This is a genomic window from Bradyrhizobium sp. WSM471, from assembly GCF_000244915.1.
Classification (GTDB): domain Bacteria; phylum Pseudomonadota; class Alphaproteobacteria; order Rhizobiales; family Xanthobacteraceae; genus Bradyrhizobium.
Genome location: NZ_CM001442.1, coordinates 4,005,016 through 4,020,728 on the forward strand (window position 1 = coordinate 4,005,016; position 15,713 = coordinate 4,020,728).

Sequence of the window (15,713 nt, forward strand, 5' to 3'; positions counted from 1 at the left end):
CAGCGCAATCCGGGGCCGCCGGTTTGCGGCACGATTCCCGGATTACGCTTCGCTCCATCCAGGCTACGAATGTGGAGTGCTAGGCCGACCTGACCTCACCGAGGAAGCGATCGAACTGCCCGGCGAGATCGCGTGACTGCGACGAGAGCTGTTCGGCTGCGCCCAGCACCTCCCGCGCGGCCGTACCGGTGTGGTCGGCGGCGCGCTGCACGCCTGAAATGTTGGTGTTGACCTCCTGGGTGCCGCGCGCGGCCTCCTGGACGCTGCGGGCGATCTCCTTGGTCGCCGAGCCCTGTTCCTCGATCGCGGCCGCGATCGCGGTGCCGATCTGGTCGATCTCGCCGATGACGTCGGCGACGTTGCGGATCGCGGTCACGGTCTCGTCGCTCGCGGCCTGGATCGCCGAAATCTGTTCGGAAATCTCGGTGGTGGCCTTGGCGGTCTGGCCCGCCAGCGACTTGACCTCGGCAGCAACCACCGCGAAGCCGCGGCCGGCGTCACCGGCGCGGGCGGCCTCGATGGTCGCGTTCAGCGCCAGCAAATTGGTCTGCTCGGCGATGCTCTGGATCAGCGTGACGACGTCACCGATCTTCTGCGCGCCCTCGGCCAACGCACGGGCGGTGTCGCCGGTGCGGCGGGCGTTGTCGACGGCGCGGGCTGCGATCTCGGTGGACTGGGCCACTTGACGGCCGATCTCCGAGATCGAAGAGGTCAGCTCTTCGGTGGCGCTCGCGACGGTCTGCACGTTGCTCGACGTCTGCTGTGAGGCGGCGGCGACAACCGCGGCCTGGCTATTGGTTTGGGCCGCCGTCGAGGTCATCGACTGCGCCGTGCTTTCCATGGTGGAGGAGGCTTTCGATAGTCCGCCGACGAGCTCGGTGACCTTGGCTTCGAACGCACGGGTGATCCCGTCGAGCGCCTGTGCGCGGCGCATCTTGCCGTCGTTCTCGGCCTGCTTCTCCGCCGCGAGGCTGTCGGCCCGGATCATGTTGTCCTTGAAGACCCGGACAGCCGCGGCCATCGCGCCGATTTCGTCGGAACGCTCGGCGCCGGGAATCTCTTCCGCGACCTCGCCGTCGGCAAGCCGCGACATCCGCGTCGTCAGGTTGACGATCGGGGCGCAGACGCGGCGGCGGACCGTGACGATGAGGCCGGCGCTGGCGATCAGCACGGCGAGGAGGCCCGCGAGTGCGACGGTGAAGCTGGTGTGGGCGGCGGCCGAGGCACCGGCGAGAATCTGCTCGGCGTTGTCGTAAAAGGCGTCGCGGACCTCGATGATGGTGCTGAGGCCGCGCTGCGTGGCGGTGTAATAGGTGTCCATGTCGTGTTCGTACTTGCCGCTGACCGCACCCTCCTTCACCAGCTTGAGCTCGCGGCCGAACTCCTCGATGTAGATCGCGTTGAATTTCTCCAGTGCGGCGGCGACGTTCGCCGGCGTTGCGGGATTGCCGCGCAACTCCAGCAGCGACATCACGATCTGATCGTTGCGGCCCTGCGAGCGGCTGATCTCGGCCTTCTCGGTGTCGGTCGCCGGCTTCTTGCCCCCGACGAGATTCTTGTGCAGGCTCGAATTGAAGCCGCCGACGTCGCGCAGCGTCATCGCGATGTTGGCGTAGCTGGCCTGCCGGTAGGCGTCGCCGTTGAGGATCGCCATGCGGCGAACCTGCTCGTTGAGCAGCGCGGTCACGCCGGCGTTGAGCACGGCGTTGTCGGCGACGATCTTCTTGGCCGCGTCCTTGCGCGCCTCCGGCGGGCCCGACATCGCCTTGTCGATGGCCTCGCGCAGCGACGTGAATTTCGAATTGATGGCGTCGATGTTGCCGCCGGTGGTGTTGCCGTCGTCGAACGGGCCGGGCAGGTCCTTGCGCAGCGCGTTCATCCTGTCACGGGCGGCATCGGTCTGCTTGCGCAGCTTGCCCTGCTCGGCAAGCAGCGCCGGGTCGACGGCGGGAGGGCCATAGAGGATGTTGGTGGAAAAGCCGCGCTCGGGATTGAGGTAGCGCGGGATGTCGCTGACGGCGCGAACGATCGCCAGCCGCCCCTGGGCTTCGGTGATCCGCTCCATCGTGTGGTATTTCGTCACGGCGACGTAGACGGCGAGGCCGCCGCCCACGGTCGAGAGCGAGACGATGGCGGTGGTCAGGAGCGTACCGATTTTCATGATTCTGTCCGGCAACTGGCGCGGGAAATTATTTGCACGGACAATAGGCAGGCGATGTTAATCCCGGGTTTACGCTGGCGGCCGCGGTCACTTGGGCTGTCGGTCAAGGGCCGCGAGGATATCGAGCGTTGCCTGATCACGCCCGCCCGAAAGATACCGGGCGAGCGCCTCGTCGAAAACGGGCTCATCGGACACCGCGTCGAACAGCGTCATCGACGAGCGGAATTTGGCGTCATCGGGCGCGCCGAGGATGGCGTTGATGGACCGGCCTTCGACGGCAAGCACGAGCTTCGTGCATTCGATCAGGCGCGGACCGAGGAGGGGGTGGGCGAGATAGGCCTTGGCCTCGGCCCGGGAGGCGATGGCGTAGCGCTGCGACATGGCGCTGAAGCCAAGGCCGGCGACCTGCGGGAAAACGAACCACATCCAATGGCTCTGTTTTCGGCCCTGGGTCAGCTCCCCCTGGATGTCCCGATAGACCGGGTCTTGGGCCCGGACAAAGCGTTTGAGATCGAAAGGATCGGTCATAAGATACCTTGGAATGGCCTGCCGGAGCCTTGCCAGACCCCTGCCGGCCCCGATTATGCCTAACTTTTGGCTCCCAATGTGGTAGCTGGTATAGAATCTCTGGGTGGGGGTGGGTCCCCCCGGGGGTCGATTTTGGGGAGCTGATGGTTTCCGACCGGGCACAAGCCGAGAGGCTATTGTCGCGCCGCCGTATTGGGCGAGCCGAGACGATATTGCTGTCTCTGGCCGCCGTCGCGCTGGCACTGGGCGCTGCCGCCTGGGTCGCGGATATCGGCGGTTCGGCCTCGCTGGTCAGCGCCGCGCTGCCGCCGGCCAATGCGCCTTCATTCGATGATCGTTTCGCTTCGGCGTCGAGCAACCCGCCCGCCCGCGAGCTCGGCCTGCGGACGCTGGAGCGCTCCGCGTTAAATGCGGTCCAGCTCAAATTGCGGGACGCCAAGGCGATGCTCGCCCAGAAGCTCCAGGGCGACGACTGGCGATCCAGCCTGACCGACGACGACCGGCACATGTCCGAGGAGACGAGACAATCGCAGCGCGCTGACGCCATCCCGATGCCGCGCTCGCGTCCGCCCCAGGCCGACATCTCCGCCCAGATCGCCTCAAGCCAGGCTTATGCCGAGACCAATCCGCGGGTCGACAACCGCAACTTCTTCGAAAAATTCACCGACAAGATCAGGCTGGCCTCGCTCACGCCCGACAGCGGCCTGTTCGGCAAGGCGCCGGATCTCGCCGCGCTCGGTTACGATTCGCGGACGGCTGTCTACGACATCTCGGCCAAGGCGCTTTACCTGCCGAGCGGCCTCGCGCTGGAAGCGCATTCCGGCATGGGCGCGCTGATGGATGACCCGGAGCACGTCGACCAGCGGATGGTTGGCGCGACCCCGCCCGCGACCTACGACCTGAAGCCGCGCGAAAAACTGTTTCACGGCGTCCGCGCACTGCGCTTGACGCCCACCGAGGGCACCAGCGCGCTCGGCCGCGTCGGCCTGCTCACTCACAATTACATGCTCGGGCCTCGTGGCGACTCCAACGGCTGCGTGTCGATCAAGGACTATGATCGGTTCATGAAGGCCTACGACAACGGTGAGTTCAACCGTCTGGTCGTGGTGCCGCGGCTGACCCCATCGGCGACCGCCTCGCAGCGCGCGAGCACCGAGTCCTGATATCTGCTCCTGATATTTGCCTGCCACGGCGGGGCTGCCGTTTTCCCTTCGTTAAGCCGTCATCGTCCAGAAGCAGCCCATGAGTGATCCGCAAAGTGAGTGATCCGCAAAGTTCCGAGACCCCGCTGCGCACGACGTTCAAGATCAAGCTGAACGGCGACACGCTGGCGATCGCGACCGTCGGCCAGGCCTATCAATTCCTCACCAACTTCAAATCGGTCGAGTGGATGGAATTCCGCTCGCTGCATGAAGACGCGGTTGCCGCGCTCGAAGGCGCCGCCGAGAACGCCATGCTCGTGGTGCAGGCGACCAACGCCGTGCGCGCGCTGTTCGTGAGCGCCAAGCTGCTCTGAGCGTGACGCGGTAGATATTTGGGGGGATTCCCGGATTGCGCTGCGCTCCATCCGGGCTACCGCTCACGGCTTGGACTCCGCTATAGGGACAGCGAGGTCGCCTTCAAGCCGATACATTGAAACATAATTCAGGGAGAGACCCATCATGAAACGCCGTACATTCCTCAAGGGCGGCGCGGTTGCCGGCGCGACGACGCTGGTTGCTGCACCTGCGATCGCGCAGAGCGCGCCGGAGATCAAATGGCGCCTGACGTCGAGCTTCCCGAAATCGCTCGACACCATCTACGGCACCGCTCAGACTTTCGCGAAATATGTTGCCGAGGCCACCGACAACAAATTCCAGATCCAGACCTTTGCGGCCGGCGAGCTCGTCCCCGGCCTGCAGGCGCTCGATGCCGTCAGCACAGCCTCTGTCGACATGGCGCAGACTCCGCTCTATTTCTACATCGGCAAGGAGCCGGCGCTGGCCTATGCGACGGGCGCGCCGTTCGGCATGAACCATCGCCATCAGGAGTCCTGGTGGCATTTCGGCGGCGGCGCCGACCTCACCAACGAGGCGCTGAAGCCGTTCAAGGCGCATGCCATCCTCTGCGGCAATTCCGGCACCCAGATGGGCGGCTGGTTCCGCAAGGAGATCAAGACCGTCGACGATCTCAAGGGCCTGAAATTCCGCATCGCCGGCATGGGCGGTCATGTGCTGGCGCGGCTCGGCGTGGTCCCACAGCAGATCGCGGGCGGCGACATCTATCCGGCGCTTGAGAAGGGCACGATCGACGCGGTCGAATTCGTCGGCCCCTATGACGACGAAAAGCTCGGCTTCCAGAAGGTCGCCAAATACTACTACTTCCCGGGCTGGTGGGAGGGCGGCGCGATGCTGCACATGATCGTCAACGACGAGAAGTGGGCGTCGCTGCCGAAGCAGTACCAGGCGATCGTCAATCAGGCCGCGTCGGCCGCGGGCGCCTGGATGCTCGAGAAATACGACAGCGTGAATCCGGCGGCGCTGAAGCGGCTGATCGCCAATGGCGCGGAGCTGAAGGCGTTTCCGCAGCCGGTGCTGGAGGCCTGTTACAGCGCGACTCAGGAGCACCTGAACGAGCTCGCTACCAAGAACGACCTGTTCAAGCGCACCAAGGAAAGCCACGACGCCTATATGAGGGAGCTGCTGTTCTACACGCAGATCGCGGAGAATTTTTACGACAATTACCTGCTCGGCAAGATGCGCAACAAGACCTGATCGCAACAGGGGCGCGGTGCTCACGCCGCGCCCGGCTTTCGTAGCCCGGATGGAGCGCAAGCGTAATCCGGGGGCTCGCACGTCAACGGCACCGCCCCGGATTGCGCTGCGCTCCATCCGGGCTACCGATTCATGAAACCTTACGCCGTGCTGAGGCCTAACTTCGCATAGATCCGCCGTGCATAGGCGCCGAACGCATCCGTCGTCTTGAGCGGTAGAGCCCGCGGGAAGGGCAGGTCGATCGGGAAATAATCGGCCATCTTCGCCGGACCCGCTGTCAGCACGGCGCAGTGCGAGGACAGGAACACGGCCTCCTGAATCGAGTGCGTGATGAAGATGATGGTCTTGCCGCTTTCGCGCCAGATCCGCAGCATCTCCAGATTCATCTGCTCGCGCGTCAAGGCGTCGAGCGCACCGAACGGCTCGTCCATCAGGATCAGTTTCGGGTCGTGAATGAAGGCGCGCGCGATCGCGGTGCGCTGCTGCATGCCGCCGGAGAGCTCTCGCGGATATTTCTGCTCGTAGCCGGCAAGCCCCACCAGATTGAGCAGATCGCGCGCCCGCTCGCGCGCGGCCTTCATCGGCAGCCCGACGATCTCCGCCGGCAGCAGCACGTTGTCCAGGATCGTCCGCCATTTCAGCAGCAGCGCCTGCTGGAACACCATGCCGATGTCGCGGGTCGGATCGAACGGGCTTTTGGCATTGCCGATCTTCACGGTGCCGCCGTCGGCGCCATGCAGCCCGGCCAGAATCTTGATCACCGTGGTCTTGCCGCAGCCGGAAGGCCCGACCAGCGAGACCAGCTCACCCTCCTGCACGTCCATCGTGACGTCGGACACCGCCAGGACTTCGGCACCGCCGCTGCGATAGACCTTGCGGACGCCTTGCAGGCTGATGAAGGGGTTTGAGCTCATGCCAGCCATTTATCCAAGTTTGCGGCCACGAACGCGTCGTCGCTGAGGTCGGAATGCTCGCGGTACACGCGCTCGATCTCGTCCTTCTGGCCGGGGCTGAGGCCCTCGTTCGGATCGAGGCACCACAGGCCCTGCATCAGGCCCTGCCGTCGCAGCACCTCATGGCAGCCGGCGATGCAGCCGTGAAAATCGTTGGCGACGTCGAAGAATGCGCTGTTGCAATCGGTGACGCGGGCATCGAGCGCGAGCAAATCGGCCGGCACACTGTCCTTGTGCCGCGCCGCCTTGCAGCGCTCGAATTGGTTGATCGCGCTCGCCGTCCACACCGACCAATGGCCGAGCAGGCCGCCCTTGAAATAAGTGCGCGTGGTGATTCCGTTGTCGCGGAGGTCGAACGGCAGCATCAAATCGAGCAGGATGTGGTCGTCATTGCCGGTATAGAGCGCAACGCGGTCGAGCGCGCCGGCGGCCGCGACGCCGCGCAGAACATCAAGAGTGCGGTAGCGGTTGAACGGCGCGATCTTGATCGCGATGACATTGTCGATCGAGGCAAAGCGTTGCCAGAACCGGCTCGACAGGACGACGCCGCCGACGGCCGGTTGAAGATAGAAGCCGACCAGCGGAATCTCGGCTGCGACCGCTGCGCAATGCGCGATGATCTCGTCTTCGGACGCGCCCTTCATCGCGGCGAGGCTGAGGAGCCCCGCGTGATAGCCGATGTCGCGCGCGGTGCGGGCTTCCGTGACCGCCTGCCTGGTCGGACCGGCGAGGCCCGCGACCAGCGCCAGCGGACGCTTGGTCCAGTTCGCCGCCGTCTCGGCGGCGAGCTCGAGCACGGGACGATAGAGGCCGACGTCTCGGATCGCAAACTGCGTGGTGTGCACGCCGACCGCGAGGCCGCCGGAGCCGGCGTCGATGTAATAGCGCGTCAGCGCGCGCTGATGCTTTTTGTCGAGCTGGCGTTCGGCGGTGAGCGCGAGGGGATGTGCCGGCAGCACGGTGCCGTCGGCGATCAGCTTGCGGATCTCGCTGTTGATCTGACTGTGGTGCATGATGTCCTATCCGAATTCAGGGCCGGCGACGGCGAATGGCATGTCCTCACCCGTGGCTTTGGCGGGGCCGAACCGCATGCGCTGAAAGGGCCGTTCGATGCTCCAGCCCGATGCGGTCAATCCGTCAGGGAACGCGGCCTGCGACGCGACGGCGTCGAGCAGCAGCGGCCCGGTCTCCGATCGCGCGATGGCATCGACCAGGGTCAGCGCGGCTGCCGCGTCGTCGGCCAACAGCGGGCCGATGTGGCGGGCGGTGCGTCCGTCGCGCACCAGCGCGATGGCGCCGTTCGCGGAGACGATGCGTGAGCCGGGACGCTGCGCGAAGTTGGAGAGCAGGGCGGTTCGATCGAGGCCCGTGGCGCGCCGGTCACGCGCGCAGAGCGCGTCGAGCGTCGCGGATGAAGGGGCCTGCCCGGACGCGGAAGGTGATTTCACCAGCCTGAGGCGGCGCAATTGCAGGGTCGGCGTGAACCCGAGCGGCCCATAGACGGCAGCACCGTCGGGTGTTGCGTCGAGCCAGCTCGTCAGGCCGTTCCTGCGGGCGGTTTCCAGGCAGGCATCGACGAGGCGCGTTGCAAGGCCGCGGCGGCGATGGGTGCCTGATACCAGCACCATGCTGATCCAGGCGTTTTTGCTGGAGTAGGGCAGCAGGGCCGCGGTTGCCACCAGCCGTCTGCCGTCGCGAATGCCGAACACGATTCCATCGCGCAGGAAGATGCGCCAGTCCTCCTCGGTCTGGTTCCAGTGTGCTTCCGTCGACAGCATGAGCCCGGCGATCGCATCGTCGACGCCGAGCTTGATGATGGCCGGAGCGTCAGTAGCGTCCATCGCGCACCTCGTATTTGGTGGGCTTGCCGAGGCTCGGCATGGCGCGGGACACCCAATCCGCGGTCCAGGCGATCAGCTGCTCGGTGTCGACGACCGGCAGGCCGAACAGCTCGACGGCCTTGGACGTGTCGGTCAGCCACGCCGTCGGCTCTTCGTTTCCCGTCAGCACCGGCGCACGGCCGAACCTCGCGCCGAATCTCGCTGCGAGGTCGCGCACCGCCAAGATCTCGTGGCCGCTGACATTGATCGGCGAAGTCGGCGCCGTGCAATGCGCGAGACAGCGCAGCGCCTGGGACGAGGCATCGCCCTGCCAGATGAAATTGACATGGCCGATGCTGACGTCGATCGGCGTGCCCGTGAGCACCTTCGATGCGATGTCGTGGAGCACGCCATAGCGCATGTCGATCGCGTAGTTGAGGCGGAACAGCCGCCCGGGCGTTCCGAACTTGCGCGAAAAATACTCGAACATGCGCTCGCGGCCGACACACGACTGGGCGTACTCGCCGGGCGGGTTTGGCGCCATGTCCTCGCGCGAGCCTTTGCCGTCGACGGGGACAAAAGGATAGATGCAGCCGGTCGAGAACGCCACGATCCGCGACGACGGGAAGGCCTGTGCGACCAGCGCCGGCACATGCGCATTCATCGCCCAGGTCAGCGACAGATCGCCCTCCGCGCCGAATTTGCGGCCGGCCATGAAGACGATGTTGGGCGCCTTCGGCAGCGCCTGCATCGCGGTCTCGTCCATCAGGTCGCAATTGATGGTCTCGACGCCGCGCGCGTGCAGCCAGTCCTTGACGCCGGCGTCGCTGAAGCGGGCGACGCCGATGACGCGGCGATCGGGCGCTGCGGCTTTGGCAAGCCCCGCCAGCGTGGGCCCCATCTTGCCGGCGACGCCGAGGATCATGATGTCGCCCTCGACCTTGGCGAGGTCGTCGATCAATGCCTGCGTCGGCCGGCACAGGAGATCGTCGAGCGCAGCGATATCAGGGATGGTCTTCGGCAGCGTCTGGCGGGTGAGCAGCATGGTTGTGGTCCTTGGTCTTGGCTTTGCCGTTCAAGTCGGTGTTGCGTCACCGACCACGAACATGCGTTCGAGGACGAGCACGAAGCCGTAAAGCGCGACGCCGAGCAGCGTCAGCAGCACGACTGCCATCACCATCGCGGGCGTGTCGAGCGACGACTGCACCTGGATCATGAGGTAGCCGAGCCCGCGCTCGGAGGCGATGAACTCGCCGACGATGGCGCCGGCGACCGCGAGGATGGCGCCGACCTTCATGCCGGAGAAGATGTAAGGCAGCGATCCCGGCAGCTGGATCTTGCGGAACAGCGTCCAGCGCGAGCCGCGCAGCGATTTGACGAGGTCGAGCAGATCCGGCTCGACCTCGCGCAAGCCCCGCGCGGTGGTGAGCAGGATCGGGAAGAAGCAGATGCTGAAGGCGATCAGGATGTTCGGCACGATGCCGTAGGAGAACCAGACGATGAGGAGCGGGCCGAGCGCGACCTTCGGGATCATGTTCAGCGTGACGAACAGCGGCAGCAGCACGAGGCTGATCAACGGTGCCCAGCTGAAGATGACGGCCAACGCGACGCCGACGAAGGCGCCGAGCGCAAAGCCGCCGAGGATCTCGATCGCCGTCACCAGCGTATTGGCGCCCCAGGCGTAGCTCGCGGTTCCCAGCGTCTGGATTGTCGCGAGCGGCGAGGGCAGGATGAACTTCGGCACGTGGAAGGCATCGACCAGGACCTGCCAGAGCACGAGCACTGCGAGGTGCACGATCAGGACGATCGCAAAGCTGCGCGTATTGCGGGCGCCGTCTCCTGTCACCGGTTGCTCCCTGTTGCAGCGGCCACCTTGCCGCTGGTCGCCAAGCCTAACCGGCCTCGAACGAAGTTTCAACCAGTTGGTTGATTACGGCCGGAGCGAATGCAGCACGAGATCGGCGACGTGCCGACGGCGGGCGCGGCGCGCGGCCCGGCTCGACAGGTCCTTGCCGAAGATCGCCGACAGCGTCGGCGTGTTCGAGAGATAGAAATAGCTGAGGCCCGCGATGGAGATATAGAGCTGGATCGGGTCGATCCCCTTGCGGAACATGCCGGCGCGGACACCCTCGTGAAGGATGTGGGACACGCTCTTCACCAGCGGCGAATGCATCGCCTCCAGCCGCGTCGAGCCGCGGACGTGGCGGGCACCGCCGCGGTTCTCGTCGTTCAGAAGCACGATGAAATCGGGGTTCGCCGCGAGGTAATCGAACGAGGCCTCGATCAGTTTCCGGATCGCCTTTTCCGGCGGCAGGCCTTCGAGATTGAGCTGGCGCTCCTGTTCGCGAATATCGGCGTAAACCCATTCGAGGACAGCAAGATAGAGCGCATCCTTGTCGCCGAAGTAATGGTAGACGAGCTGCTTGTTGACGCCGGCGCGCTCCGCGATCTCGTCGACGCGGGCACCGGCAAAGCCGTGCCGGGCGAACTCCTCGCGCGCCGCGGTGAGCAGCTTCTTGCGGGTGGCGACCGGGTCGCGCCGCTGCGGCACGGTGTCGCCTGAACGTTTTGCGGGCATTTCCAACCAAACAGTTGACAAGTGGAGGGCGGCCTTGTTGCATTGGTATCCTCACAGGGGGAGAGCGACAAGCCGGGTCGCGGGCAATGAGGAGAGATGCAATGAAGCGTTTGCAGGCGGCGGGCTCGGCCCTGGCTGTGGCCCTGATGCTCGGATCACCAGTCGTGCCCGCGACCGCGGGCGAGGCGGTCAATCTGATCCTGAACTGGGCACCGACGGCCGATCACTCGCCCTATTATTACGCCAAGGCGCAAGGCTGGTACGAGAAGGCGGGCATCGATCTGACCATCGAGGTCGGCAAGGGCTCCGGCGTCTCCGCCGCCAAGGTCGGCTCCGGCGGCTCGCCCTTCGGCGTCGCCGATCTCGCCACCATGCTGGTCGCGAAGAGCAAGGGGGCTGACGCCGTTGCCGTGATGAGCGTCTACGCCAACACCGGACAGACCTTCTACTGGCTGAAGAGCTACGGCGTGAACGGGGTGAAGGATTTTGCCGGCCACAAGATCGGCAATCCGCCCGGGGACGCCTCGCGTGTGATGTGGCCGGCCTTCGCCAAGGCTGCAGGGCTTGCGCCCGACTCGGTCGGCTTCGTCAATGTCGGGCCGACGGCGAAGATCGCCGCGCTGAAGAGCCATACCGTCGACATCATCAGCGACTTCTACAATGAGCACGATTTGAAGGTCATCGAGTTCGGAGCCGATCTCGGCTACGTCAATTGGAAAGACATTGGGCTCAATCCTTACGGCAATTCGTTGATCGTTAACGGTGCCTATCTGCAGAAGAACCCGAAGCTGGTCGAGGAGTTCGTGCGGGTCACGCAAAAGGCCTTCGCGACTTGCGTCGCCGACGCCGCGCCCTGCCTGAAGGCGCTGCTCGATCAGGTCTCCGGTCTCGACAAGGAGAACCAGGAGCGCCAGTGGGAGCGCATCAAATTCCTGATGACGGACGAATTCACGACGACGAAGGCGCTCGGCTGGATCGACGGCGAGCGGATGAAGAAGGACTACGAGCTGGTCCAGACCTATCTCGGCATGGAGAAGCCGTTCGACGTCACGACGGCGTTCACGACCAGGATGCTGGATCCCGCCATCAAGATGGACGCGAGCAAGGTGAAGAAGTAGGGGGCTGCTGGTCGCCGCGCCGGCCCCACATTCCGCTGTCATGCCCCGGCTTGACCGGGGCATCCAGTACGCCGCAGCCTATCGGCTGACCCACAACCGTCTCGGAGTACTGGATCGCCCGCCTTCGCGGGCGATGACCGTTTTGCGGGGCGAGAGCGCCTGCTCAACGCCCCTGGCACGCTTCCACCCCACGTAACCCCACGGAGAAATTAACCGGCCATTAACCATATCGGCGGCATCGTTAACCATTCAATAACAGGGAACGAGTCGGCCGCTATGGAGGCTGCAGTAAAACCTCAACGCCAAATGGTTCGCCTGCGCGGGCGCTCCTATGTGGCCTTCGTGTTCGTGCCGACGGTTCCCATCCAGGACTGGCTGCAGGAGATCGACACCACCATCGCGCGCTCGCCGGGCTTCTTTGCCGGCCGCCCCGTGGTGATCGACCTGTCCTCGGTCGATCTCAGCCAATCCGGCATCGGCCATCTGCTCACCAGCCTTCAGGACCGCAACATCCGCGTGCTCGGGATCGAAGGCGTGGAGGAGGGCCGGCTGACCCCCATGATGCCGCCGCTACTTTCGGGCGGGCGGAGCTGCGTCATCGAACCGAGCGCTCCGAAGAAGCCCGAGGCGAAGGTCGAGACCAAGCCGACCTCCTTGCTGCTCGAAAGCCCGGTGCGGTCGGGCCAGACCGTGATCTTCCCCGAAGGCGACGTCACCATCTTGGGCTCGGTCGGCTCCGGCGCCGAGGTCGTCGCCGGCGGCTCCATTCACATCTACGGCGCGCTGCGCGGCCGCGCCATGGCGGGCGTGAACGGGCACACGAGCGCACGCATCTATTGTCAGAAGATCGAGGCCGAACTGCTTGCAATCGATGGCTTTTACCAGACCGCCGACGATATCGACGCGGCCCTGCGCGGCAAGCCGGCCCAAGCCTGGCTGCAGGGCAACACCATGCGAATTACTGCGCTGAACTGACCAGAAGGAGATTTCAGAGATGGCCAAGGTACTGGTCGTGACGTCAGGCAAGGGGGGCGTCGGCAAGACGACGACGACCGCCGCACTGGGGGCTGCGCTCGCGCAACGCGGCGAAAAGGTCGTGGTCGTCGATTTCGACGTCGGCTTGCGCAACCTCGACCTCGTGATGGGCGCCGAACGCCGCGTGGTGTTCGACCTCATCAACGTGGTGCAGGGCGTCGCAAAGCTGCCGCAGGCGCTGATCAAGGACAAGCGGCTGGAGAACCTCTGGCTGCTGCCGGCCTCGCAAACCCGCGACAAGGACGCGCTGACGGAAGAGGGCGTGGGCAAGGTCATCGACGATCTGCGCAGCCGTTTCGACTGGGTGATCTGCGACAGCCCGGCCGGCATCGAGCGCGGCGCCTCCATGGCGATGCGCTTTGCCGACGAAGCCGTGATCGTCACCAATCCCGAAGTCTCCTCGGTGCGCGATTCCGATCGCATCATCGGCATGCTCGATTCCAAGACGGTGCGGGCCGAGAAGGGCGAGCGGGTCGAGAAGCACATTCTCATCACCCGCTACGATCCCTCGCGCGCAGCCCGCGGCGAGATGCTGACCATCGAGGACATCCTCGAAATTCTTGCAACGCCCTTGCTCGGCATCATCCCGGAGAGCCAGGACGTGCTGCGCGCCTCCAACGTCGGCACGCCCGTGACGCTGTCGAACGCCGAAGGTGCCCCGGCGCGGGCCTATATCGACGCGGCGCGGCGGCTGTGCGGCGACACCGTGCCGATGCAGGTGCCGACCGAGCGCAAGGGCTTCATGGACCGCCTGCTGCGACGGAGGGCCGCATGAGCATGGGTCTGCTTCGGCTTCTCCGCGGCAACAAGGCCTCTGCACCCGTCGCGCGCGAACGGTTGCAGATCCTGCTTGCTCATGAACGCGGACTGCGCGGCCAGCCCGATCTGCTCGGTGTGCTGCGTGAGGAAATTCTCGCGGTGGTCTCCAGGCATGTCACGCTGGACCCGACCAAGGTCATCGTCCGACTCGATCGCGGCGACGAGGTCTCGACCCTCGAGGTCGACATCGAGGTGCCCAACGATTTCGAGCGCAGGCGCGCGGCGGCCGGGTAGGGACCTCGGCCGCGACGCTTCAAATTTGGGGTGGGTGAAAAGGCGGTCCGCTGGGCATAGCGGGCCGCCTTTTGCGCGTCGACGTGAACGCTGCGGAACGAGGTCCGGGGCTCAATCGTTGTGAAAGACCCGCGGCGGCGCGATGCACCGCGGTTTCGTCAAACGGGAGAACGCCCATGATGACCGAGGTCCAGGTCCACACCGTCGCGCGCCAGATGCTGGAACAGCATGGTTTTGCTGCGATCGCGAAGGCCGCCGAACAGGCCAGGGCTTGCGAGGGCCGCGGCGAGGCCGATGACGCCAAAGAGTGGCGTCACATCGCCGACGCGATGAAGATCATCCGCGGTCCGCACCAGAGCTGACACTCCCGCGCGTTCAACGCTCCCCTCGGTCGGTGCCCTGCGGCGACGTGCGATGCTGCGTCTGCGGCTGGGAGCGCTCGCCCGTCTCCTTGCAGGGGAGCGGCTCCCACGAGCCGTCCGGCGCCTGCTGATAGGCGCTGCACGATGACGACGAGGTCGATTTGTCCTCGCCCTTCTGGGCGTCGGAATTCTTCGCCAGCACAGGCGCAGTCAGCATGGTGGCGACGGCAAACGCCACGGCAAGGAGGACATGGTTGATCCGCATGGGGCTCCCCTGTTCGAGTTCGAAGAGAGCCGCATGCTGGCGAGAATTGTGACGATTATTGGCCGAAGCGAAAGTTCCGGCGCGACGTGCTTAACGCCGCGCGATCATGCTAGCCGCCCTTGCTGCGGATCAGGCCGGCGAGGTTGGTCTTCTGGGCCTCGCACCAGCTGGGCATGCCGAGGCGGCGTTGGTTGAGGTCGGTCGCCTGGGTGGCCACTGCGACCTCGGCCATCAGATCGTCGTCCTGCTTCTCGCCCATCTTGCCGCCGGTGTGCATCCAGGCGATCGCCTTGCGGACCTTCTCGGTGGTGCCTTCGGGCAGCTGCATCTGCTCCGCCTTCTGCACCAGATCCTGGTAGACGATATCGGTGCCCGGACATTCGACCTTGGCGGCGAAGGCCTGCAAGACCAACGTCACATAGGTCGAACGTGGATGGTCGGCCGCCTGGGCCGGCGCCGCCAGCAGCAACAGGGCCGTCATCAGAAAACCAGTGCGCATCCTTGGTACCTCCCCGAATTTTCGGGAAGGCTAGCGGCTGGCGCGCCGCTCCGCAATGGGGATAGCGTGCGGCCGCGTAGCCGGCCGTCGAGTTAGCGCCGCCAGGCCGGCACGGGATCGAGCGGCGTGCGGTAGACCTCTTTGTGATCGCGGTCGGTGACGCGCACAGCGCAACCCTTGCTTTGCAGCTCGGGCTTCACCTGCGACAGCTCGGTGGCCAATTGAACGGCGCGATCGGAGGCGACCTCGATGTCTTCGAGGATGATACCGCCCTGGTTCTTGAACTCTTCACCAACCACGAGATCGAAGGAATAGTAAGGCATCCGAATTCCCCGGTATGACGAATGGAGCTTAGGGTCGACATTCAACACATGACCGATGGTACCACTGAGTCGATGTTTATCGAATGAACGGCGCGCGCAATCTCTGTGCTTATGGCGCAGAAATGATGTGCAACATTCAAGCGTGTTAAGATTTTATTAAATATGTCGGCATGATCATGAGGCATGGAATTGCAGCAGAACCGGGCTCCGGGAACCGGCAGCTGCAAGAGAAGGCCGCCGGCATAGATCCCGACGGCCTTTTCTC

General features: G+C 65.0%; 19 protein-coding genes. 8 read left to right on the plus strand and 11 right to left on the minus strand.

What is annotated here, in order from left to right; genetic code table 11:
• Positions 1-79: 79 nt before the first annotated feature.
• Together BRA471DRAFT_RS17665 and BRA471DRAFT_RS17670 are read right to left on the minus strand one after the other, a co-directional pair.
• Positions 80-2,161 carry a methyl-accepting chemotaxis protein gene (locus tag BRA471DRAFT_RS17665; RefSeq protein ID WP_007609541.1) on the minus strand — a complete coding sequence of 694 codons (2,082 nt, stop codon included), beginning with the start codon at positions 2,159-2,161 and terminating at the stop codon, positions 80-82.
• Positions 2,162-2,248: 87 nt separating this feature from the next.
• Positions 2,249-2,689, minus strand: a complete 441-nt coding sequence (locus BRA471DRAFT_RS17670) for a DUF1810 domain-containing protein (RefSeq protein ID WP_007609543.1) — start codon at positions 2,687-2,689, stop codon at positions 2,249-2,251.
• 212 nt (positions 2,690-2,901) lie between these two features.
• On the opposite strand from BRA471DRAFT_RS17670, the gene BRA471DRAFT_RS17675 reads away from it, so the two are divergent.
• The 3 genes from BRA471DRAFT_RS17675 to BRA471DRAFT_RS17685 all read left to right on the plus strand — a co-directional run bounded on the left by BRA471DRAFT_RS17675 (position 2,902) and on the right by BRA471DRAFT_RS17685 (position 5,442).
• Entirely contained in the window at positions 2,902-3,852 is a 951-nt protein-coding gene (locus BRA471DRAFT_RS17675) for a DUF2778 domain-containing protein (RefSeq protein ID WP_007609545.1), read from the plus strand.
• A 95-nt stretch (positions 3,853-3,947) separates the two neighbouring features.
• Entirely contained in the window at positions 3,948-4,205 is a 258-nt protein-coding gene (locus BRA471DRAFT_RS17680) for a hypothetical protein (RefSeq protein ID WP_007609546.1), read from the plus strand.
• 145 nt (positions 4,206-4,350) lie between these two features.
• Positions 4,351-5,442 carry a TRAP transporter substrate-binding protein gene (locus tag BRA471DRAFT_RS17685; RefSeq protein WP_007609547.1) on the plus strand — a complete coding sequence of 364 codons (1,092 nt, stop codon included), beginning with the start codon at positions 4,351-4,353 and terminating at the stop codon, positions 5,440-5,442.
• A gap of 140 nt (positions 5,443-5,582) precedes the next feature.
• Here the strand turns inward: BRA471DRAFT_RS17685 and BRA471DRAFT_RS17690 are convergent, their stop codons facing one another.
• The 6 genes from BRA471DRAFT_RS17690 to BRA471DRAFT_RS17715 form a co-directional block, all read right to left on the minus strand.
• Positions 5,583-6,365, minus strand: coding sequence for an ABC transporter ATP-binding protein (locus BRA471DRAFT_RS17690; RefSeq protein ID WP_035974051.1), 783 nt, complete (start codon positions 6,363-6,365; stop codon positions 5,583-5,585).
• A complete protein-coding gene (locus tag BRA471DRAFT_RS17695; protein ID WP_007609549.1) occupies positions 6,353-7,408 on the minus strand; it encodes a dihydrodipicolinate synthase family protein in 1,056 nt (351 codons plus the stop codon). Before BRA471DRAFT_RS17695 ends, BRA471DRAFT_RS17690 begins: the two co-directional genes overlap by 13 nt.
• 6 nt (positions 7,409-7,414) lie before the next feature.
• Complete coding sequence (locus BRA471DRAFT_RS17700) at positions 7,415-8,236, minus strand: GNAT family N-acetyltransferase (protein WP_007609551.1); 822 nt, start codon at positions 8,234-8,236, stop codon at positions 7,415-7,417.
• Positions 8,223-9,260, minus strand: a complete 1,038-nt coding sequence (locus tag BRA471DRAFT_RS17705; protein ID WP_007609552.1) for an NAD(P)-dependent oxidoreductase — start codon at positions 9,258-9,260, stop codon at positions 8,223-8,225. Before BRA471DRAFT_RS17705 ends, BRA471DRAFT_RS17700 begins: the two co-directional genes overlap by 14 nt.
• A 30-nt stretch (positions 9,261-9,290) precedes the next feature.
• A complete protein-coding gene (locus BRA471DRAFT_RS17710) occupies positions 9,291-10,061 on the minus strand; it encodes an ABC transporter permease (RefSeq protein WP_007609553.1) in 771 nt (256 codons plus the stop codon).
• Positions 10,062-10,145: 84 nt separating this feature from the next.
• On the minus strand, positions 10,146-10,793 hold the full coding sequence (locus BRA471DRAFT_RS17715; RefSeq protein WP_007609554.1) for a TetR/AcrR family transcriptional regulator: 648 nt from the start codon (positions 10,791-10,793) through the stop codon (positions 10,146-10,148).
• Between the two features lie 101 nt (positions 10,794-10,894).
• On the opposite strand from BRA471DRAFT_RS17715, the gene BRA471DRAFT_RS17720 reads away from it, so the two are divergent.
• From BRA471DRAFT_RS17720 to BRA471DRAFT_RS17740, 5 genes are all read left to right on the plus strand, one after another.
• Complete coding sequence (locus BRA471DRAFT_RS17720) at positions 10,895-11,911, plus strand: ABC transporter substrate-binding protein (RefSeq protein ID WP_007609555.1); 1,017 nt, start codon at positions 10,895-10,897, stop codon at positions 11,909-11,911.
• 276 nt (positions 11,912-12,187) lie between these two features.
• Positions 12,188-12,886, plus strand: a complete 699-nt coding sequence (minC, locus tag BRA471DRAFT_RS17725; RefSeq protein ID WP_007609557.1) for a septum site-determining protein MinC — start codon at positions 12,188-12,190, stop codon at positions 12,884-12,886.
• Between the two features lie 19 nt (positions 12,887-12,905).
• Positions 12,906-13,721 (plus strand): septum site-determining protein MinD, encoded by an 816-nt coding sequence (gene minD / locus BRA471DRAFT_RS17730; RefSeq protein WP_007591740.1) that lies wholly within the window; start codon positions 12,906-12,908, stop codon positions 13,719-13,721.
• Positions 13,718-13,999, plus strand: coding sequence for a cell division topological specificity factor MinE (gene minE, locus BRA471DRAFT_RS17735; protein WP_007609560.1), 282 nt, complete (start codon positions 13,718-13,720; stop codon positions 13,997-13,999). Before minD ends, minE begins: the two co-directional genes overlap by 4 nt.
• A gap of 176 nt (positions 14,000-14,175) precedes the next feature.
• Positions 14,176-14,361: a hypothetical protein gene (locus BRA471DRAFT_RS17740; protein WP_007609561.1), complete on the plus strand. Its 186-nt coding sequence runs from the start codon at positions 14,176-14,178 to the stop codon at positions 14,359-14,361.
• A gap of 13 nt (positions 14,362-14,374) precedes the next feature.
• On the opposite strand, the gene BRA471DRAFT_RS17745 is transcribed toward BRA471DRAFT_RS17740, so the two are convergent.
• The 3 genes from BRA471DRAFT_RS17745 to BRA471DRAFT_RS17755 form a co-directional block, all read right to left on the minus strand.
• Complete coding sequence (locus tag BRA471DRAFT_RS17745) at positions 14,375-14,626, minus strand: hypothetical protein (RefSeq protein WP_007609563.1); 252 nt, start codon at positions 14,624-14,626, stop codon at positions 14,375-14,377.
• Positions 14,627-14,735: 109 nt separating this feature from the next.
• Positions 14,736-15,125: a hypothetical protein gene (locus BRA471DRAFT_RS17750; RefSeq protein WP_035974054.1), complete on the minus strand. Its 390-nt coding sequence runs from the start codon at positions 15,123-15,125 to the stop codon at positions 14,736-14,738.
• A 92-nt stretch (positions 15,126-15,217) separates the two neighbouring features.
• Positions 15,218-15,448, minus strand: a complete 231-nt coding sequence (locus BRA471DRAFT_RS17755; protein ID WP_007591727.1) for a hypothetical protein — start codon at positions 15,446-15,448, stop codon at positions 15,218-15,220.
• Positions 15,449-15,713: the final 265 nt, after the last annotated feature.